The organism is Pseudoxanthomonas sp. YR558, from assembly GCF_900116385.1.
GTDB lineage: Bacteria > Pseudomonadota > Gammaproteobacteria > Xanthomonadales > Xanthomonadaceae > Pseudoxanthomonas_A.
Genome location: NZ_FPCI01000001.1, coordinates 1,311,934 through 1,331,826, shown reverse-complemented (window position 1 = coordinate 1,331,826; position 19,893 = coordinate 1,311,934). Strand labels below are relative to the sequence as shown.

The following is a 19,893-nucleotide window of genomic DNA, read 5'->3' as shown; positions in this document are numbered from 1 at the left end:
GCCCGGTAGTGTAGTCATTCCGGCGGCGCCTGACCGCCTCGCTCCCTTGCCATGGTGTCCCCCGTTCACGACATCGCCACGTTGCTGCGAAGGCCGGCGCTGCAGGTGCTGCCGGCCACGCTGCGGGACGCGCTCGCCGAAGCGGCGACGCACGAAGGCGCGGACGCCGGCATGCCCGATGCGCCGAGCGTGGCGGCCGACACGCTGGATACGCTTGCCGCGTTGTCCGCGGACGGTGATGTCCTGCTGGCAGCGCTCCTGTATGCGGTTCCTGCGCTGCAGAAGGCGGTCCCGGCCGGCAAGCCTATCCCGGGCCTGGCCGATCTCCTGGAAGGGCAGGCGGCTGCGGCTCAAGTCTGGGCGCTGCACGCGGAACAGGCGCGCGGCGCGAACACCGAAGGGCTGCGACGGCTCCTGCTGGCGATCGTGCGCGATCTCCGCGTGGTGCCGATCCTGCTGGCGCGCCAACTGGCCCGGATGCGGGCGGCGGGCAGCCTGCCCGAAGAACAGCGTCAGGCCCTGGCGCGACTGACACGCGATATCCATGCGCCGCTGGCCAACCGCCTGGGCATCTGGCAGCTCAAGTGGGAACTCGAAGACCTCGCGTTCCGTTATCTGCAGCCGCAGACCTACAAGCAGATCGCCTCCCAGCTCGACGAGAAGCGCACCGGCCGCGAGCGCTACATCGCGGTGGTGATCGGCAGCCTGCAGGCGGCGTTGGCCGAGCACGGCATCCATGCCGAGATCAGCGGCAGGCCGAAGCACATCTACAGCATCTGGCGGAAGATGCAGCGCAAGCAGGTTTCGTTCGACGAGCTTTATGACCTGCGCGCGGTGCGCATCGCGGTCGGCGACGTGGCCTCGTGCTATGCCGCGCTGGGTATCGTGCACGCGCTATGGGCGCCGATCCCCAGCGAGTTCGACGACTACATCGCGCGCCCGAAGGCCAACGATTACCGGTCGCTGCATACCGCTGTGGTCGGCCCGGAGGGACGCACGCTGGAAGTGCAGATCCGTACGCACGAGATGCACGCGCAGGCCGAACTGGGTGTGGCCGCGCACTGGAAGTACAAGGAAGGGAAGGCAGGCGGCGATGCCTTCGACCGCAAGATCGCATGGATGCGCAGGCTGCTCGACAGCGCCGGCGACGCACAGGGCGAGAGTTCTCTGGCTGGCGACCTAGATGCGGAACTGGTCGAGGACCGCGTCTACGCACTCACGCCGAAGGGCGAGGTAGTGGACCTGCCACAGGGCGGCACCGTGCTCGATTTCGCGTACCACGTGCACACGATGGTGGGCCATCGCACACGCGGTGCGAAGGTCAACGGCCGCATCGTCCCGTTGAACCATGTGCTGGTCAGCGGGGACCGGGTCGAGATCATGACCTCGAAGGAACCCGAACCGCGCCGCGACTGGTTGCTGCCGGCCAATGGATTCCTCGCCAGTGGACGTTCCCGCGACAAGGTGCGCGCGTGGTTCCACAAGCTGGATCGCGCGCGCAACCTGCACGCCGGTCGAGAGTTGCTGGATAAAGAACTCAAACGGCTGGGCCTACACCAGGCCGACCTTGCGGGCGTAGCGAAGAAATTCCATGCCGAGAGCATCGACGATCTGTACCTCCAGGTCGCGCTGGGGGACGTGGGACCGCACCAGGTGGGTCGAGCGTTGCACGAAGAGCAGCGCGCCGCCGCCGAGCCCGATGTCGCCGCGTTGCCGGTCCGCAGGCCGCCGCGCAAGGTGGCCGCGCCGGGCAAGTCGAAATTCACGGTCGAAGGCGTCGGCAACCTGTTGGTACAGCTGGCCCGTTGCTGTCAGCCTGTTCCTGGCGAGGCGATCGCCGGCTACCTCACCCGCGGGCGCGGCGTCACCGTGCATCGCACGGATTGCCCATCGTTCGTGCGGCTTGCGGCCACCAGCCCTCAGCGCGTGCTGCCTGTGGAGTGGGGCCAGGCGGGGGGCGGTTACGAAGTCGATGTGCAGGTCACGGCGATCGACCGCAAGTGGCTGCTCAAGGACATCACCACCCTGATCGCGCAGGAAGAGGCCAACGTGCTGGAGATCAATAGCCAGGGCAACCGTGCCAGCGGTCGCGTCCATCTGCGCCTGCGCTTGAAGGTGGCCGATTTCGGCCAGCTCTCCACACTGTTGGGCAAGCTCGATGCGCTGCCGGGTGTGGAAGACGCACGGCGTTCAGGCTGAGCCGCTATCCTGCGGGGGTGACCCGCGAAGACCGCCCCGACGACGGCCGCGATCGCCGCATCGAACCGCGCATCGACTGGGCGCGCGCGATCGCGGCGGCCCGTACGCAGCACGAAGATCACGCGCCCGCCTTGCGTGATCGACGGCATTGGCGTTGGGGCGCCGCGATCGCGCTGCTGCTCGCCGCGCTGCTCATGGCTTTCAGGGGGCCATTGGCGGACATGCTGTGGCCCGAAACACGCGTGCAGGCATTGCTAGACCAAGCCGGTCGCGCGCTGGCCGACGGGCGTCTTGATGCCGATGATGGCACCGGCGCACGGCAGCTGTACGAAGCCGCGCAAGCGCTCGACACCGACCGCAACGAGGCGGCCGTCGGCCTGCGGCGTGTGGCATCGGCGGCCTTGCAACAGGCATCGACGGCACTTGAACAGAACCGCTTCGAGGAGGCCCGGGCGCGTCTGGACCTTGCGCGGGAGCTGCAGGTGCCGCGCGCGCAGGCGGATGCGTTCGCGGCGCGAGTGCGCGCCCGTGAGGCTGAACACGCCGGCCTCGATGGCGTCCTGCAGGCGGCAACGCAAGCGCACGCGGCCGGCCATCTGGTCGGCGGCGAAGATGCCGCACTTCCGCTCTACCAGCGGATCCTGACGCTGCAGCCGACGCGTTTGGAGGCACTGGAAGGCCGTGAAGATGCACTGTCGGATTTGTTGCAGGAGGCAGGGCGGCGCTTGGCGCGCCATGAGCTGGGAGAAGCTTCCGCGCTGATCAGTCAGGCGCAGGTGTTCGATCCAGGGCACGTCGACCTGCCCCAGGCGCAGGCCGCGCTCGCGACGGCACTCGAGTCGCGTCGTCGAGCGGCCGCGCGCGATGTCGCCAAGGGGAGACTGGTTCCCGCGCGCGCAGGTTATGAGGCGGTCCTGGCCGCGATGCCGGACGATGCGGCGGCACGCCAGGGCCTTGAGCAGGTGGGCGTGGCCCATGCCGCGCTCGCAGAGCGGCAGGCTGCGGATTTCCATTTTGAGCAAGCTAGGCGCGAACTGTCGGAAGCACGCGCGCTCGCGCCGCAATCTCCGCGCGTGGCCCAGGCGGAGCAAGCCGTTACCCGCGCGGAACAGGTGCGTGGTCGGTTGGGTAGCGCTCTACCTACACGGGAGCGCGACCGCCGTGTAGAGGCACTGCTGACCGCGATGGCAGATGCCGAGGCCAAGGGCCAATGGCTCACGCCACCCGGCGAAAGCGCCTACGACAAGCTACGCGCCGCACAAGCGCTCGCGCCGGATGCGCCGGTAGTGCGGCAAGCATCGGCTCGGCTGTTGCCCGCCGTGCGCAGCTGCTATGAAGACGAGTTGCGCGCCAATCGCATCCGTCGCGCGCAAGCCTGCCAGCAGGCGTGGCAAACGCTCCAGCCGCGCGATGCGGGTTTGCCCGACGCAAAGCGGCGATTGGCGGAGAAATGGATCGCCGTGGGGAGCGAGCGACTGGGTGCCGGCGATGTCGCGTTCGCGGTGCAGGCCCTGAGCGAGGCGCAGCGTCTCGATACGCAGGCATCGGGATTGGATGCGTTCGCAGAACGCGTCAAAACCGCAAAGGTTGGGCAGACGCCGTAACGCGCAACACGGGGCGCCGTGACGGACATGTTGTGAATACTCGACAAGTGTGACTGCAAAAGCACACATCTGCGTCGATGAATGACCTAGCATCGCCATACGCCCTCGGCATGGAGCCCTTATGCGCGTATCGCTGCTCGTGGCTGTTGTTCCTCTTTCGCTTTTGCTTACGGCATGTGAGCCAAGAAGCGAAATGGATGCCTCTGCTTCGCGCGCGTCGACCGGGCCGCTACGCCGGCTCAATCCTGCGCCGAAGCAGGGATACCGCATCAGGTTGACGATTCAGGATGCGCCTGGGCCACTGGTGCTAGTGGGCGCCACTGCACAGTACGACGTCGTCAATGAGATCCAGTGCGGTGAGGCTTCGCCTTACGGCGGTGTTTATCGCATGACGAGTGGTGAACCATTCGTGATCACTCAGGTGGATGGTGCGAATTACGAAGGTGTTGTGTATTTCGATCAAATTCTTGATGGAGACTACTACGGAAACGGTGCTTGTGTATGGGAACTCACGGCAGTTACGGCGACGTTTACCGGAGTGGATTCGGGTAGTGATGGAGTTCGATTTTCACCTAGCATTTTTTCTGATCGGATAAGGGCCGATGGTTCGGAAGTTGTTTACTTTTGGAAGGGTACGTATGCCAATCCTGAGTTTGGAAGCTATACGAGCTCCGGGCAAACAGATCCGACGAGAATCAATCGTGGTCGTGACGAGCTATTCGTCATTACGTTTGACGCGAAGGAACTTAGACAATGACGATTCCGTCACGCGTGTATGCAGGGCTCTCTCAAGATTCATACAGTCACCGCCGTCCTGGCATTCGATCGCAAGGAAAGGAACACATCTTCGTTGATGGCCTAAGATTCGAAATTAAGGAGCACTACGACAACCCTAAGACCGGCTATCAGGGAACGATCTATCAGCGTACAGACACCGGAGAGTTTGTCGTCGCTCACCGCGGTACCGAATTTGATCGCGAAGCCAAGCAGGATGGCTTGATAGCGGATGGTGGCATGGTGTTGGGTCGCGTCAATGCGCAAGCCAGTGAGGCCATCGCGCTGACTCAGCGGGCTCAAAACTATGCAAATAGATATGGCGAGGAGAATCGAGCCCCGCCGCCCGAAGTCACCGTCACCGGCCACTCCCTCGGTGGCACGCTGGCGCAGATCACCGCGCATCGCTTCCACCTGCGCGGTGAGGCCTTCAACCCTTATGGCGCCGTCAGCCTGAAATACGGGGTGCCCGAGGGCGGGGACCGTTTCATCAATCATGTGATGGCCGGCGATACCGTGAGTGCGGCCAGCCCGCAGTACGGACAGATCCGCATGTACGCCAAGCTGGGCGAAGTGGCCGCCGTGACGGCGGCGGGGTATGGCCGCTTCAATCCGATTCCCGACAGCCCTCTGACCGCCACCGCCCTGACCATGGGGGCGACCGGATCGCACAACATGGACAACTTCCTCGATATCGACAGCAAGCAGAAGCCGGATCGGTCCGTATTGAGCGATCCCGCCAGCCGGCAGCTCGCCCAGGACCACGTCGCGACATTCAGCGCTTACCGCAATGACGTACGCCTGATGCGAGGCGGCATGAGCACGGTGGGCGACGCTTCAATGGAGATGGCGCGGCGTACGGTGCCGGTCCCGGAAAGCGAAGCGGCTGCTCGCGCGGAGAGCCTCAGGGAGCAGTGGGCCGATCTGCCCAGGCAGATGAAAGCGGGCAACAGCGCCGACCAGTCGATAGGCGTCCTGCGCGCGCCACCCGCCGATGCCAAGCCCGGCGAGTTGTTCCAGTACCTGCACGCGAGTCTCAGGAGCGGCGACCCGATCACCATCGATCGGGGGCTTTCCAGCATTGCAGCGACGGACCTCGGTCGTGAGTTCCGTGCCGACATCAATGCACGTGTCGATCGGCAGGAGCAACATGCTGCCCAGCAATGCGCAGAGCAACAACAGGAGCAACAGCGCGCTAACCAGGTTGCGCCCCGCAGTCATTGAAGGAAGGACGAACCGGTATATGGATATGGAAAAGCTTCAAACCTTGCTGCTGCAAACGGCCGAAGTGCTAGAGCAGTTTCGTCGGCAGAGCGAGCAGGCCAGCCAGCGGCATCATCAGAGTACACAGCAGTTGGAACAGCTGACGGATACCGTGCCTACTATTCTCCGCAATGCGGCCGACGGCAGCTTCTCCACACTGGTCGCGCAGATTCGGCAGGAGGTCGGGAGAGGGTTAGACCAGACGGTCGATGGTGTACAGCACGCAATGCGAGAAGCAGGCCAACAGTTATCGCGCAGTAGTGATCAATTCCGTCACGCCACCGGGCAGCTGGACCGTGTCAGCCGTGCCCTGTGGCTATCGACCGCATGTTCCATCGTGCTGATGGTGATGGCGGCCGGTGCTGGCGCATGGTTGTCGAGCCACTACTACGATGAGATTCGACGTAACCAGATTTCCGCGGACCTGCTGCGCGCCTACGACGCGGCAGACGTCACGCTGTGCGATGGCGCGTTGTGCGCCAATGTCGATGTGTCGGCGAGGGGCGTGGGGAGCGAACAGCAATACAGGCCGGTCCGCCCCCGCGAGCCCTGACATGGGCAAAGGCGCAGGGCGCCCGGGAAATGCACTCAGTCCAAGAAAACGCGCCGCACCACCTCGCGCGCTGCGTCAAGCGAAAAGTGTCGGCGTATGTTCTCGCGCCCGTTCACCGATAGGCGCTCCCACAGCGGAGCGTCTTCGTAGAGGCGAACCACCGCGCCGACGAAGGCATCGGCGGACTCTGCGACGAGTACGTCATGTCCGTCCACGAGATGCATGCCTTCGACCGCGCAGGGCGTCGCCACCACGGGTTGGCCATGCGCCATGCTCAGGTTCACTTTTCCCTTCACCCCGGCGCCGAAGCGCAGCGGCGCGACGGCGACGCGGGCGCCCTCCATGTAGGGCGCGATATCCGGCACGTGCCCGTGCACGACGATGCCGGGCTGTTCCTGCAGCGCGAGGACCTCCGCCGGAGGCTCGGCGCCGATGCAGTGGAAGCGGACGCCGGGCAGCCCGGTGCGGATATCGGGGAAGATGTCGCGGCCGAACCACAACACGGCGTCGACATTCGGTGGATGGCGGAAACCGCCGACGAACACGATGTCGTGGCGCTGCGCGAAGGGTGCGCCATCGTCCGCGAGTTCGTGCAGGTTCGACAGCACGTCGACCTGCGCCGTGGGCAGCAGCGCGGACAACATGTCGCGCTCCGCAGGACTGACGACCAGCGTCGTATCCGCCTGGCGCATCAGCGCGAGTTCGCGTTCGCGCGTCTTCTGCGCACTGCGGCGAAGCGTCTCATCGCCGGCCACATCCGCACCGCGGGTTTCGCGAAGGAAGTGCAGGTCCACCGTGTCGAACACGATCCGTGCCTGCGGTGCGAACCGGCGCACGAGCGGCAGGAACTCGGCGGCGACGTAGTGGCGGGACAGCATCACCACGTCGAAGCGTGGACCGTGCTCGCGCAGCCAGGACGCCACGCTACCGACGAACGGTGCGTGCCAGGTTTCGACGCCGTGCTGGCGGAGTGCTGCGGTATCGGTGCCGGCATGGCGCAGATCCGCCGGCAGGAAGACCACATGCGCGCCTTCGCCAACCAGCATGCGCATGAGGTTGGCCATGCGCAGCGATGCGGAATCATGCCGGGGGCGGGGCGTTTCGGAATCCACGATGAGCACTTGCCTTCGCCCGCGAGCCAGCACGGCCGGCGAGGGCAGCGTGCCCGCCGCCGCTTGCCGGGTGAGCGCGTCGGCCCACTTCTGCGCGAATACGCCGCGGTTGCGGACCTGATAGGCCTTCGCGCCGCTGCCAGTGTCCGTACCGGCGGTGATGCCTTCCAGGTGCACCACGCGCGAGGCTGGCTGGTAGAGCACGCGATAGCCGCGAGCGCGCACGGCGAACGCGAGATCCGTGTCTTCGTAGTAGGCCGGCGCATAGCGTGTGTCGAAGCCGCCGATCTCGCGGAACAGCGCGGTGGGCAGCATGATGGCTGCGCCGGAGCAGTAATCCGCATCGCGCACACTGGTGTAGCACGGGTCGTCGGGCGACTCGAAGCGCCCGTAGTTCCATGCCGATCCGTCGTCGAAGACCACGCCGCCCGCTTCCTGCAAGCGACCATCCGGGTAGACCAGCTGCGCACCGACAAGGCCTGCTTCGGGCCAGGCGCCGAACGTGTCGAGCAGCGCATCCAGCCAGCCCGGTTGCGGGAAGGTGTCGTTGTTGAGGAAGACGAGGTAGGTGCCCTGCGCCAGCGCGGCCCCGTCGTTGCACGCCGCGATGAAGCCGCCGTTGGTGGCGCGCAGATGGTAGCGTAGCCCGCCGATCGCTTGCATCCACGCACGGGTTTCGTCCTGCGACCCATCGTCGACGACGATGACCTCGCAGGCGGCCGCCGGCGGATGCTCGGCCAATGCGCGCAGGCAGCCCAGCGTATGCAGGGCCTGGTTGTAGACCGGGATCACGATACTGACGCGTGGTGCGTCGCTGGACGGAACCGTGAACGGTGCGAACGCCGCCTCGGCGGGGCGGTAGAGCGCGCCGGGCGGAAGCCTCGGGTGCTGCGCGAACTGGCGTCTTACCCGTGCCCAGGTCGCCGACAGGCCCCGCGTGCGCAGGCTGGCCAGCCCGCGCCGGAACAAGCCGCGGGTGCGTTCCAGCATGAAGCGCAGGTCCGCCCACGACATCGACATTCCGTTGCAACTCCAGCTGAGTGAGGGGGCCTGTGGGCCGGGCGCGCCCTTGGCGGCTGCGCTAGACTCGCCCGAATTCCCATTGTCGCATCCCCTGTGGCCCGCAACGACTACGACGACGAAGCGCTGGACGAAGACGACATCGACGACGGTGACGGCATCCCGCCGGTCTGGCGGCAGCGCCTGCTGAGCTGGGGACTGGCGGCGGCGGGGTTGGGTCTCGGTTTCCTGATCCCTTATACGCTCTACCTGAACCATCAGGTCACCCAGCGTTTCGGCGAACTGCAATGGCAGATCCCGACACGTGTTTACGCACGTCCGCTGCAGTTGGCGCCTGGGCTGGCGATGGATGCGCAGACGCTGAAGACCGAACTGGATGCCGCGTCTTATCGCGACGATGGCGCCGGACAGAGTCCGGGCACGTACATGCGCGAAGGTGGGCGATTCACGATTTCCAGCCGCGGTTACGTCGATGTCGATGGTCGCGTGGCACCGCGTCGCCTCCAGGTGAGCTTGTCGGGTGGTCGCGTGGCCGCCGTGCGCGACATCACGCGCAAGCAGTCGTTGAAGGCGGCACGATTGGATCCCGCCCGCATCGCGACGCTGTACGGACAGAAGCAGGAAGAGCGACGCCTGGTACGGCTGGAGGAAGTGCCGGACCTGCTGGTGACCGGCCTGCAGGCGGTCGAGGATCGGGACTTCAAGGACCACCACGGTATCGACCTGTCGGGCATGGTGCGCGCGGCATGGTTGCTGGTGAAGTCGGGCGGCGACACCCGCCAGGGCGCCAGCACGCTGACCCAGCAGTTGGCACGCAGCGGCCTGCTGGGCATCGGCAAGGAACAGACGCCGACCCGCAAGTTCAACGAGATCCTCTATGCGTTGATCCTGGAAGCGCGCTACGACAAGCGCACGATCCTGGAGGCGTACTTCAACCAGGTGTACCTGGGGCAGCGCGGCAGCCAGGCCATCCATGGCGTCGCGGCGGGTGCGGAGTTCTGGTTCGGTCGCGACCTCGACAGCCTGACCACCGAGCAGGTGGCGTTGCTGATCGGCATGGTGAAGGGGCCGTCGTACTACGACCCGCGCCGCAATCCGGAGCGTGCGAAGGAGCGTCGTGATTACGCGCTGCTGAAGCTGCACGAGACCGGACTGATCGACGATGCCGAATACAAGCGCGCGCTGGCCGCACCGCTGGGCGTGACGAAGACGCCGGGGATGGCAGCGGCAAACCGCTTCCCTGCCTATGTGGATCTGGTACGACGGCAGCTGGCGCGCGACTATCCCGAGAGCGCGCTGCAGGGCGCGGGCCTGAGCGTGCTGACCGGCATGTCCCCGTCCGCGCAGGCCTATGCCGAAGCGTCGGTGACGCGCACGGTGAAAGCGCTGGAGAACAAGCGCCGTCCGCCGTTGCAGGCCGGCATGGTGGTCACCGACGTGCACGACGGCGATGTCCTTGCCGTGGTCGGCAGCCGCAATGTGTCCGAACAGGGCTTCAACCGCGCGGTGGAAGCGCAGCGTCCGGTGGGCTCGTTGCTGAAGCCGTTCGTCTACCTGCTCGCACTCGCGCAGCCCGACGAATACTCGCTCGCCAGTTGGGTCGACGATTCACCCGTGACCGTGCAGCTCGGCAAGAACAAGCGCTGGACGCCGGCCAATTCGGACCGGCGCAGCCACGGCACCGTGCGCCTGGTCGATGCGCTGGCGCAGTCGTACAACCAGGCCACCGTCCGCGTGGGCATGAAGGTCGAACCGGACCGCTTGGCGCAGTTGATCCGCGTGCTGGCGGGCATCCAGGCCGAGCCGAATCCGGCGCTGATCCTCGGGTCCACCGACCAGAGCCCGTATGCGATGGCGCAGCTGTACCAGTTCCTGGCGTCCGGCGGCGAGATCCAGCCGCTGCACGCGGTGCGTGGCGTGCTCGATCCGAACGGCAAGCTGCTCAAGCGCTACGACAAGACGCCCGCGCCGGCGCAGGAAGGCGATTCCATTGCCGCGAACCTGATTACCGTCGCGCTGCAGCAGGTGGTGTCCAACGGGACCGGCCGGCAGTTGCTCGGCGACGGCCTTGGCCGCCTGCAGTCAGCGGGCAAGACCGGCACCAGCAACGATGGTCGCGACAGCTGGTACGCCGGCTACACCGGCGATCACCTGGCCGTGGTGTGGATGGGCAACGACAAGAACGAGCAGACAGGTCTGTACGGCGCGACCGGCGCGATGCGCGTGTGGTCGGGCCTGTTCGCACGCCTGCCGAGCGCACCGCTCAAGGCCTCGGGCAAGGGCCTGGACTGGCAGTGGGTGGTGTCATCGAACAGCACCGACCCGGGTTGCCCGGGTGCGCGCCAGCTGCCGTTCGTGTCCGGCTTCGCGCCGGCCTACGCGGCCTGCGTGGTCGAACAGCCGCCGCTCGAAGGCGAAGAGGCCGACAGCGGTGGCGGCTGGCGCAGCTGGTTCGGCCTGGACCGCAAAGAAGAAGCCCCACCGCCCCAGGATCCTCCCCCGCAACAGCCATGATGATGAAGTACGCCGTTCCCCTGTTCCTGCTCGTCCTCGCCGGTTGCGCCTCCGCACCAGCACCCGAACCCCCCGCCGCGAACGATCCGGTCACGCCCGAGCAACGCGTGGCCGCCGTCCGTGCCGCTGCCGGCGCCGACGACCGCGAGCTGGCCGTGCAGCCGCTGCGCGATCCGGAAGTCGACGACCTCCGCGAAGACGCGCAGCGCGCGATCGCCGCGCGCGACCTGGCCGCCGCGGCGACTGCGCTCGACCGCGCGGTCGCGATCGTGCCGGAAGATCCTGCCATCCTGCAGGAGCGTGCCGAGCTGGCCCTGCTGCAAGGCGACTACGCCCGCGCCGACACGTTGGCGCAGCATGCCTTCGAACTGGGGTCGCGGGTCGGTCCGCTATGTCGCCAGCACTGGGAGACCGTGCGTCAGGTACGCCAGCACCAGCGAGCGGTGCTACCCCCGCTCCCGGTCCGGCATACACCGGAGGATGCGGCGCAATACGCGGCGCGCGCCGCTACCCAGGATGCGTCCGTTGGTGACGCCGAGCGCCAGCGCGATGCCTGCACGGTGCCGGTGATCGAGCGCATGTAAGGCACGGGTCGGTCGCGACGCGGTACCCTTGCCGTCGCAACCGCCCGATGTTTCCCCGATGTCCCAGCTCGCCCAGGCCAGCCGCGACGCCCTCAGCGAGGGTGGCGCACTGGCGGACCGCCTTGACGCCTTCGTACCCCGCGACGCCCAGCAGCGCCTGACGGCGGCGATCGCCGACGCCTTCGATGCGCGCGATGTGCTGCTGGCCGAGGCCGGTACCGGGACGGGCAAGACCTTCGCGTACCTCGTGCCTGCGCTGCTGTCGGGGTTGAAGACGATCATCTCCACCGGCACGCGTGCCCTGCAGGACCAGCTGTACCACCGCGACCTGCCGCGCGTGCGCGATGCATTGGGCGTGTCGGGGCTGAAGTCGGCGCTGCTGAAGGGGCGCAGCAACTATCTGTGCCGCTATCGCCTGAACCAGGCCAAGGGCGATCCGCAGACCCTGCGCACCACCTTCACCAGCCGTGAGCAGGTGGACCAGTTCCAGCGCATCGTCGCGTGGGGCGGCCGCACGCAGTTCGGCGACATGGCCGAACTCGCCGCATTGCCGGACGATTCGCCGTTGCTGCCGTTGGTCACATCGACCATCGACAACTGCCTGGGCAGCGAGTGTCCGTTCTGGGACGACTGCTTCGTCGTGCAGGCGCGCCAGCGCGCGCAGGCGGCGGACATCGTGGTGGTGAACCACCATCTGCTGCTGGCCGATCTGGCGCTCAAGCAGGAGGGCTTCGGTGAAATTCTGCCGGGTGCGCAGGCCTTCGTGATCGACGAAGCGCACCAGCTGCCCGAACTGGCGGCGAACTTCTTCGGCGAGGGCTTTAGCATGCGTCCGCTGCAGGAGCTGGCGCGCGACTGTCTGGCCGAGTGCAAGGACGTCGCCGGTGCGTTGTCCGCCCTGCAACCGCCCGTGCGTGCCTTGGAACAGGCATTGCGCGAGGCACGCGTGGCGATGGAGGGCATGCCCGCGCGCGGTACGCGCGAGCGTTTGCTGGCCAAGCCGGAGGTGGCGGCCGGATTCGACGCCATCGAGCACGCGCTCGCCGAGCTGTCCGCTGCGCTGGCGCCGCTGGCCCCGGCATCCTTGGGGCTCGAAGCCTGCGCTGCGCGCGCGACCGAGTTCGCCAAGCGGCTGTCGCGCTGGCATGCCGCGCCGACCGGTACCGGGGCGTTCGACGACACGGAGGCTGCATCGCACGCCGACGACGGCGACGTGCTCTGGTACGAACTCACTCCGCGCGCGTTTCGCTGCCAGCGCACGCCGCTGGATGTGTCCGGCCCGCTGCGCCAGCATCGCGAGCAGTCGCGGGCGGCCTGGGTGTTCACCTCGGCGACGCTCGCCGTCGGTGGTCGCTTCGATCACCTGGCATTGCGCCTCGGGCTGGAAGATCCGCCGACGCTGTTGCAACCCAGCCCGTTCGACTGGCCGCACCAGGCGTTGTGCTACCTCCCGACGGGCTTGCCCGACCCGAATGCGCCCGCATTCGGCAAGGCGTTGATCGCGACGTTGCGGCCGGTGCTGGAAGCATCGCAAGGACGTGCCTTCCTGCTGTTCGCCTCGCACCGCGCGCTGCGTGAGGCCGCCGACGCGTTGCGCGGTGGGCCTTGGCCGCTGTTCGTGCAGGGTGAAGCGCCGCGCGGCACGCTGCTGCAGCGGTTCCGGGAGTCCGGCAACGGCGTGCTGCTGGGTGCGGCGAGCTTCCGCGAGGGCGTCGACGTGGTCGGCGATACGTTGAGCGTCGTCGTCGTGGACAAGCTGCCGTTCGCCGCGCCGGACGATCCGGTGTTCGAAGCCCGCCTGGAAGCAGTGCGTCGCGCCGGTGGCAATCCGTTCCGCGACGAACAACTGCCGCAGGCCGTCATCGCGCTCAAGCAGGCGGTCGGCCGCCTGATCCGCAGCGAGACCGACCGCGGCGTGCTGGTGCTGTGCGATCCGCGCCTGACCGGCAAGCCCTATGGCCGCATCTTCCTGGATTCGCTGCCGCCGTTCGCACGCACGCAGCGGGTGCAGGACGTGCAGGGATTCTTCGGCGCCACGATCAGCGAGGACGAGGTGGCCACGGCGGCGCCGGCGGCCGACGACTGGTTCGCCGACGCCCGGTTCTGAGCCGCGCGGGTATCCTTGTCCCATGAACACCGGCCGCCCCGCATGAAACTGCTCGCTTTCGAAACCGCTACCGAAGCCTGCTCCGTCGCCGTCTACGTCGATGGCGAGGTGCGCGAGCGCTTCGAGATCGCGCCGCGCCGCCACGCGGAACTTGCGTTGCCGTGGGCCGAGCAGTTGTTGGCCGAGGCCGGCCTCGCGCGTTCGCAACTCGATGGGGTCGCGCTCAGTCGCGGTCCTGGCGCTTTCACCGGCGTGCGCTTGGCGATCGCGATCGCGCAAGGCATCGCGTTGGCACTCGATCGGCCGCTGCTGCCGGTTTCCACGCTTGCCGTGCTGGCGGCGCAGGTACCGCCGCCCGCGGTGCTGGCGGGCGAGGGCGGTTGCGACGTGGGCGCGCCTCACGCCATCCTCGCGGCCATCGATGCGCGCATGGGCGAGATTTACACCGGCACCTTCGTCCGGCAGGGCGATGGCCTGCAGGCGACGACCGATGAAACCGTCATCGCGCCGGCCGAGTACCGCTTGCCCGGCGACGCCGTGGGCTGGATCGGTGTGGGCACCGGCTTCGCCGCGGGCGAAGGCGTGCTGGCGACATCACTGCAGGCGCGCTTCGCCCGTATCGATGCGCACGCACTGCCGCACGCCGCCGACCTGGCGCACCTGGCCGTGGACGCCTGGCATCGCGGGGAAGCCATCGCGCCCGAGCGCGTCGAACCGGCGTACCTGCGTAACAACGTCGCCCTGACCCTGGAAGAACAGAAAGCCCTGCGCGCCCGCAGCTGAGGCGGCGTCCCGGAGGGGTGTCGTCGGTCAGGGTTGACGGCTTCTGTTCCAACTGTACTATGTGTGTTAGTACAGCTGCCTGGAGACTGCCATGGCCCGCACCACCCCGCTGATGTTGCAGATCGCCACCGGCGATCCGCGGCCCATCGTTCGCCAGATCGTCGATGGCGTGCGCATGCAGATCGCCACCGGCGGGTTGCGGGCGGGCGACCAGTTGCCCAGCGTGCGCGGGCTGGCCCAGCAGTTGGCCATCAATCCCAACACGGTGGCCAAGGCCTATGCCGAGCTCACCACGGAAGGGTGGTTGGAATCGCGCCAGGGCATGGGCCTGTATGTGGCCGCGCCGCGCCAGCGGCTGTCCGATGCCGAGCGCGAGCGCCGGCTCGACGACGCCGTCGGCCGCTTCGTCAACGACGTGATCCCGCTCGACTTCGCCGCCGACGAGGTGGAGTCGCGCGTATCGCACGCCCTGCGCCGTCTGGCGCCGCGCCGCATCGCCTGAGCCGGGAGCCCGACATGTCCGATGACTATGTGATCGAAACCCGGGCTCTGACCCGACGCTATGGCGCGAAGCTGGCGCTGGACCACCTGGACCTGGCGATTCCGCGCGGGCGCATCCACGCGATCGTGGGCGCGAACGGCGCAGGCAAGTCGACGCTGTTCCGCATCCTGCTGGGATTCCTGCCGCCGACGTCCGGCACGGCAAACATCCTGGGCCGCGACAGCCAGCGACTATTGCCCGCCGATCGCGCGCGCGTCGGCTTCGTCAACGAAGAACACACGCTGCCGGGTTGGATGCGCGTGGAGCAGGTGCGTGCGATGCAGCAGCACCAGTACCCGCGTTGGAACGCGCGCGCCTACGAGGACGTGATCGGCCACTACCACGTGCTGCCGCAGCAGAAGGTTTCGCAGCTATCACGCGGCGAGCGTGCCGGACTCAATCTCGCGCTGGCGCTCGCACAGACGCCGGAGCTGCTGGTGCTCGATGAACCGACGCTCGGGCTGGATGTGGTCGCCAAGCGCGCCTTCCTCGAATCGCTGATGTACAGCAACGCGGCGGAGCAGTGCACGGTCGTCTACTGCTCGCACCAGATGGAAGAGATCGAGCGCGTCGCGGATAACCTCATCATCCTCGAGCGTGGGCAGCTGAAGAACATGTCCGCGCCGGAAGACTTCACCTCGCGCGTGGCGTTGTGGGTGGCCGACATCCCCTTCAAGGGACCCGATCCGCAGAGCGTGCCCGGTCTGCTGGAAGTGCAGCGCCTGGACGGACTGCACCACTACCTGGTGCTCGACCAGGACGAAAGCTTTGCCGACTACCTGCGCGCGCAGGGTGCGCGCTCCATCCGCAGCATGCCGGTGAGCCTGGACCGCGCGGTCAACGGCTTCCTGGCCAAGAACCACGCCGCGCCGGCCGCCGCCTGAGGAACGACCCCATGTACGACTTCTTCAAGAGCGAACTGATCCGCTTCCGCGGCTGGGCCTTGCTGGCGGCCATCGTGCACCTGCTCGCACTGGCCTTCATGGCACGGGTGGTGGACCTGGCCCAGCAACCGCTGGTGGTGCACCGGGTGATCGGCGGCGTGTATGCGCTGTGCGGGCTGCTGCTCGGGCTGTACCAGATGGGCAGCTATCGCAAGCCCAGTCAGTGGTTGAGCCTGCTGCACCGGCCGATGGCACCGGCGCGCGTGGCGTTCGCCCTCGCCGCGGCCGCGGCGGTACTGCTCACCGTCGCCGTGGCGCTGCCGCTGCTGCTGGTCGCGCTCTGGCAACACGCGCTGACGCCGCGCGTGGTCGACTTGCGCCATTGGCTGCTGCCGGTGTCGGGTGCGCTAATCGCGACGTCCGCGTATCTCGCGGGTGCGTTCTGCAGCTTGCGCGGATGGCGGTGGGCCGGCGCAGCGCTGGTGCTGCTGGTCTGGTTGCTGGTCAGCCGTGCCTACGGTTTCGGGATGATCGCGATCGAGCTGATCGTGATGGCCTGGCTGGCGGTGCTGCTGCGCGTGGCGTTCGTCGCCGACCTGGACTCGCCGCCGCGCGGACTGTTCGCCACGGCTGCCGTCGCCCTGCCGCTGCAGGTGGCGGTCCACGTGATGGCGCTCGTGCTGCTGTTCGGCCTGGAGATGCTGTGGATCGCGCAGGGCAGCCATCCGAACAACACCCCGGTGCCGCCCGTGGGGGGGCACAACGAAGTGGAGAAGATGGATCCGCGCGAACGTATGATCGCCGGCCTGCGCGATAGCCGGCATCCGGATGCGCCGTTGTTGCGCGAGCAGATCCGCCTGTCCGAACCTGACGGACTCGGCGTGCAGGTGCCGAAGCTGCCGCAGTACCAGGAGTTGGGCAATTTCCGGCCGATGGAGTTCGACGATGGCGAACGTCGCGAGCGCTGGGTGTTCAGCCACGACGACATGCGCTTGCATGGTTACCGGCTGGCCGACAACCGCGCGGTGGGTGCCCTCGGTATCGGGGCGGAACAGGCTGCGTTCCCCGCGGTGGTGTTGCCGGGCGACGCGCTTCCGGGCATGGAGCCGGGCGATGCGGTGCTGGTCGGTGGCGACACCCTCTATCAGTACATGAGCGCCGAGCATCGCGTGCTGCCGCGCGTGCGCGTCGCCGCGGGCGAAACCCTGATGGGGGGCGGTCCCCTGGGCCAGGGCATCGGCATGCTCAGCGATCGCGCCCTGTATTTCTACGATGCCCGACCGCTGGTGGAAGGCCAGGCACTGCTGGTGCCGCGCTTGCGCGTACCGCTGCCCGGCGAGATGGGCGACCTGCGCAACCTGGACCTGGTGGAACTGGTCGATGGCTACCTGATCTCGATCGCATTCTCGGCGCGCTCGCACGCCAGCGATGGCGCTGCGCCGACACAGGTCACGCTGCGCACGCACGACGACGGCCGCATCGAAACCGTGCACCGTCGCGCGATGGCCTTCGACTATCCGCCGGTGTACCGCTACCGCAGCGTATGGCCGTCGCCGGCGTTGCACGCCATCACGGAAGCCGCGCGCAACCTGTTCGCGCCGCCGTTGCCGCTCGACGTCACCCGGCCTGCTGCGATTCCCGCTTCGATGCTGTGGCTTGCAGCGGCGTTGTCGCTGCTGTCGCTGGCCGGCGCGGTGTGGCTGACGGCGCGTGCGCAACTGTCGACGACGGGCCGCTGGGCCTGGGTCGCCGCGTGTGCGGTGATCGGCCTGCCCGCCTTGGCGAGCTTGTGGTTGCTGGTGCCGCGCCGCGAGGACGTCCGCATGCCATTACCACAACCCGCCGCGGCCTGACCGCGCGAATAGCGCCGAGGAGAGGATCATGAATCTGTTCCCGCTGCGTGCCGGCGCGCGCATGGCCGTGGCCGCATGCGCCCTGTTGTCCGCCATTCCGTGCGCGGTGGCCGCCCCCGACTTGCAGGACTACGTCGCCGCCGAGCGCGCACGGCCGGTCGCGCCTGTGCTGCCGCGCAGCGCCTTCCTGCAGCGTGGGGCGGTCGTCGCGATCCGGCTGTCGCCCGACGGCAAACACGTAGCGTGGCTGCGCGATCGCGGCGATCGGCGCGAAGTGTGGCTGCGTGCGACGGCCGGCGGCGCGCCGTGGCGCATCCTGGGCGATACCCGGGCGGACGCGCTGGACTGGACCCGCGATGGCGCGTGGCTGCTGCTGCGTTCGTCGCGCGATCTGCAGGCACTGGCCGTGAACGGACAGGCTGGATCCGGAAGGGTCGCGACGCTGGGCGGCACGGCGTCGCCCGCCATGCTGGACATCGACCCCAGCCAACCGTCCGCCGTGCTGCTGGTGGAGCGCGAGGGACCCGCCGCGGCGCCCCGCAGTTGGCGATTGCTGCGCGTGGACATGCGTGGTCGGCGCACGACGCTGTGGCAGGACCGCCAGCGCATCGTCGATGCCGTGATCGATGCGCAAGGCCGGTTGGCTTGGCTGCAGCGCGTGGAAGGCGGCGAACTGGTGATCCATCGGATGGTGCGCGGCGCGCCGCAGCCCGTCCTGCGCTGCGATCCCAGCCGGCGCTGCGCACTGCGTGGGCTCGCGCCCGGCGGTGGCGCCTGGCTGCGCACCGACGTGCAGGGCGACCTGTCGCGGTTGGTGCGGCTGCAGGTGGACGGACGCATCGTCGAGGTGCACACGGATCCGCAGCGCACGGCGGACGTGGACGAGATCATCGAGGATCCCGTCGAACGCCAGCCGCGCTTCGTCGCTTACCGCAGTACGACCTCTCAGCTGTACGCACTTACCCCCCACGATGACGCGCATCTGGCGGCGCTGCGCGCGGCGCTGCCGGGCCGCGACCTCGATCTGCAGCCGGGCGTCGGCATCGGCGCGCGCTGGCTGGTGGAAGCCGCATCGCCGCAGGCTCCGCTGCGCCGCTGGCACCTGTACGACCCCGCGACGCGCGCGGTTTCGCCCCTGCTGGACGACGTGCCGCTGGACCGGCGTTCGGGCGAGCAGGGCACCGCGTTGGACGCCACCGCGTTGGCGCGACCGACCGCGGTGACATGGAGCGCGTCCGATGGTCGCCGCGTGCACGGATTCCTCTGGCTGCCGCCGGGCCGCGATGCCGCGCGCGTGCCGCTGCTGGTGGTGCCGCACGGCGGGCCTTGGAATCACTGGAAGCCCGAGTACCGCGCGCTCAGCCAGTTGTTCGCCAATCGTGGCTACGCCGTGTTCGAGCCGAACTTCCGTGGCTCCACGGGACATGGTCGCGACTACGTGCTGGCGGCTCGCGGCGACTTCGGCTACGGCCGCGTCCAGGCCGACATCGTCGAAGGCACGCGCTGGCTGCTGGACCAGGGCGTCGGCGATCGCGAACGCGTAGGCATCGTCGGCGCTTCGTTCGGCGGTTACTCCGCGCTGCTGGGTGCGACCTTCGATCCCGACCTGTTCAAGGTGGCCGTGGCCACCGTGCCACCGCCGGACTTCGGCTGGGTGTTGCGCTGGGTGCTGCGCAATCCGGAGGCGCTGGAGATCGGTCGTGTGGTGCCGATGGAGACCTGGTTGCTCGGCCAAGGCATCGACGTCGCCGACAAGGCGACCATGGCGCGCTTGCACGCGCAGTCGCCGCTGGCCAACGTTGCACGTCTGCGCCGGCCGGTCCTGCTGGTGGCCGGCGGCGAAGACCGGCGCGTGGGCCTGGCGGGTGTCATTGAGTACGCGGCGCGGTTGAAGCTGGCGGACAAGGACGTGGCCTTGCTGGTCGACGAGCAGGCCGGCCACGACGGCGGCTCGCCGCTGGCGCGCGAAGCGCGCGCTTACCTGATCGAAACGATGCTGCACCGCTCGCTGGGTGGCGCGGCACCGGTAGCCCCGTCTGCCGACGTGCGCACCTATCTGCGGCGGAACCTGCGATTGCCGGGCGGACTGGCGCCGCCCTGAC

14 protein-coding genes are annotated in these 19,893 nt (G+C 67.9%); 13 read left to right on the top strand and 1 reads right to left on the bottom strand.

What is annotated here, in order from left to right:
* Positions 1 to 51 precede the first annotated feature (51 nt).
* From BM365_RS06440 to BM365_RS06425, 5 genes are all read left to right on the top strand, one after another.
* Positions 52 to 2,199: a RelA/SpoT family protein gene (locus BM365_RS06440; RefSeq protein WP_093487601.1), complete on the top strand. Its 2,148-nt coding sequence runs from the start codon at positions 52 to 54 to the stop codon at positions 2,197 to 2,199.
* A 17-nt stretch (positions 2,200 to 2,216) separates the two neighbouring features.
* Positions 2,217 to 3,803 carry a hypothetical protein gene (locus BM365_RS06435; protein ID WP_093487599.1) on the top strand — a complete coding sequence of 529 codons (1,587 nt, stop codon included), beginning with the start codon at positions 2,217 to 2,219 and terminating at the stop codon, positions 3,801 to 3,803.
* 121 nt (positions 3,804 to 3,924) lie between these two features.
* The gene (locus tag BM365_RS17755) at positions 3,925 to 4,560 is read left to right on the top strand and encodes a hypothetical protein (RefSeq protein WP_139227346.1); all 636 of its coding nucleotides are present in this window, start codon (positions 3,925 to 3,927) and stop codon (positions 4,558 to 4,560) included.
* Positions 4,557 to 5,801 carry a Tle-like phospholipase domain-containing protein gene (locus BM365_RS06430; RefSeq protein ID WP_093487597.1) on the top strand — a complete coding sequence of 415 codons (1,245 nt, stop codon included), beginning with the start codon at positions 4,557 to 4,559 and terminating at the stop codon, positions 5,799 to 5,801. The genes BM365_RS17755 and BM365_RS06430 overlap by 4 nt, the downstream gene beginning before the upstream one ends.
* A gap of 19 nt (positions 5,802 to 5,820) precedes the next feature.
* A complete protein-coding gene (locus BM365_RS06425; RefSeq protein ID WP_093487595.1) occupies positions 5,821 to 6,393 on the top strand; it encodes a hypothetical protein in 573 nt (190 codons plus the stop codon).
* Between the two features lie 35 nt (positions 6,394 to 6,428).
* Here BM365_RS06425 and BM365_RS06420 read toward each other — a convergent pair whose 3' ends face one another.
* Positions 6,429 to 8,525, bottom strand: a complete 2,097-nt coding sequence (locus BM365_RS06420; RefSeq protein WP_093487593.1) for a glycosyltransferase — start codon at positions 8,523 to 8,525, stop codon at positions 6,429 to 6,431.
* A gap of 126 nt (positions 8,526 to 8,651) precedes the next feature.
* On the opposite strand from BM365_RS06420, the gene mrcB reads away from it, so the two are divergent.
* The 8 genes from mrcB (at position 8,652) to BM365_RS06380 (ending at position 19,892) form a co-directional block, all read left to right on the top strand.
* Complete coding sequence (gene mrcB / locus BM365_RS06415; protein WP_093489533.1) at positions 8,652 to 11,039, top strand: penicillin-binding protein 1B; 2,388 nt, start codon at positions 8,652 to 8,654, stop codon at positions 11,037 to 11,039.
* Positions 11,036 to 11,623: a hypothetical protein gene (locus tag BM365_RS06410; protein ID WP_093487591.1), complete on the top strand. Its 588-nt coding sequence runs from the start codon at positions 11,036 to 11,038 to the stop codon at positions 11,621 to 11,623. The genes mrcB and BM365_RS06410 overlap by 4 nt, the downstream gene beginning before the upstream one ends.
* Before the next feature lie 58 nt (positions 11,624 to 11,681).
* A complete protein-coding gene (locus tag BM365_RS06405; protein WP_093487589.1) occupies positions 11,682 to 13,730 on the top strand; it encodes a DNA repair helicase YoaA in 2,049 nt (682 codons plus the stop codon).
* A gap of 42 nt (positions 13,731 to 13,772) precedes the next feature.
* Positions 13,773 to 14,513: a tRNA (adenosine(37)-N6)-threonylcarbamoyltransferase complex dimerization subunit type 1 TsaB gene (gene tsaB / locus BM365_RS06400; RefSeq protein ID WP_093487587.1), complete on the top strand. Its 741-nt coding sequence runs from the start codon at positions 13,773 to 13,775 to the stop codon at positions 14,511 to 14,513.
* Positions 14,514 to 14,604: 91 nt separating this feature from the next.
* Positions 14,605 to 15,015, top strand: coding sequence for a GntR family transcriptional regulator (locus BM365_RS06395; protein WP_056879683.1), 411 nt, complete (start codon positions 14,605 to 14,607; stop codon positions 15,013 to 15,015).
* 14 nt (positions 15,016 to 15,029) lie between these two features.
* Positions 15,030 to 15,938, top strand: coding sequence for an ABC transporter ATP-binding protein (locus BM365_RS06390; RefSeq protein ID WP_093487585.1), 909 nt, complete (start codon positions 15,030 to 15,032; stop codon positions 15,936 to 15,938).
* 11 nt (positions 15,939 to 15,949) lie between these two features.
* Complete coding sequence (locus BM365_RS06385; protein WP_093487583.1) at positions 15,950 to 17,791, top strand: hypothetical protein; 1,842 nt, start codon at positions 15,950 to 15,952, stop codon at positions 17,789 to 17,791.
* A 28-nt stretch (positions 17,792 to 17,819) separates the two neighbouring features.
* The gene (locus BM365_RS06380) at positions 17,820 to 19,892 is read left to right on the top strand and encodes a prolyl oligopeptidase family serine peptidase (protein ID WP_093487581.1); all 2,073 of its coding nucleotides are present in this window, start codon (positions 17,820 to 17,822) and stop codon (positions 19,890 to 19,892) included.
* The last annotated feature ends 1 nt before the right edge of the window (position 19,893 follow it).

Coding starts and splice junctions, on each gene's coding strand:
- BM365_RS06395 (WP_056879683.1), top strand. CDS start 14,605: ATGGCCCGCACCACCCCGCTGATGTTGCAGATCGCCACCGGCGATCCG.
- BM365_RS17755 (WP_139227346.1), top strand. CDS start 3,925: ATGCGCGTATCGCTGCTCGTGGCTGTTGTTCCTCTTTCGCTTTTGCTT.
- BM365_RS06410 (WP_093487591.1), top strand. CDS start 11,036: ATGATGATGAAGTACGCCGTTCCCCTGTTCCTGCTCGTCCTCGCCGGT.
- BM365_RS06390 (WP_093487585.1), top strand. CDS start 15,030: ATGTCCGATGACTATGTGATCGAAACCCGGGCTCTGACCCGACGCTAT.
- BM365_RS06380 (WP_093487581.1), top strand. CDS start 17,820: ATGAATCTGTTCCCGCTGCGTGCCGGCGCGCGCATGGCCGTGGCCGCA.
- BM365_RS06425 (WP_093487595.1), top strand. CDS start 5,821: ATGGATATGGAAAAGCTTCAAACCTTGCTGCTGCAAACGGCCGAAGTG.
- BM365_RS06385 (WP_093487583.1), top strand. CDS start 15,950: ATGTACGACTTCTTCAAGAGCGAACTGATCCGCTTCCGCGGCTGGGCC.
- BM365_RS06420 (WP_093487593.1), bottom strand. CDS start 8,525: ATGTCGATGTCGTGGGCGGACCTGCGCTTCATGCTGGAACGCACCCGC.
- tsaB (WP_093487587.1), top strand. CDS start 13,773: ATGAAACTGCTCGCTTTCGAAACCGCTACCGAAGCCTGCTCCGTCGCC.
- BM365_RS06430 (WP_093487597.1), top strand. CDS start 4,557: ATGACGATTCCGTCACGCGTGTATGCAGGGCTCTCTCAAGATTCATAC.
- BM365_RS06440 (WP_093487601.1), top strand. CDS start 52: ATGGTGTCCCCCGTTCACGACATCGCCACGTTGCTGCGAAGGCCGGCG.
- BM365_RS06405 (WP_093487589.1), top strand. CDS start 11,682: ATGTCCCAGCTCGCCCAGGCCAGCCGCGACGCCCTCAGCGAGGGTGGC.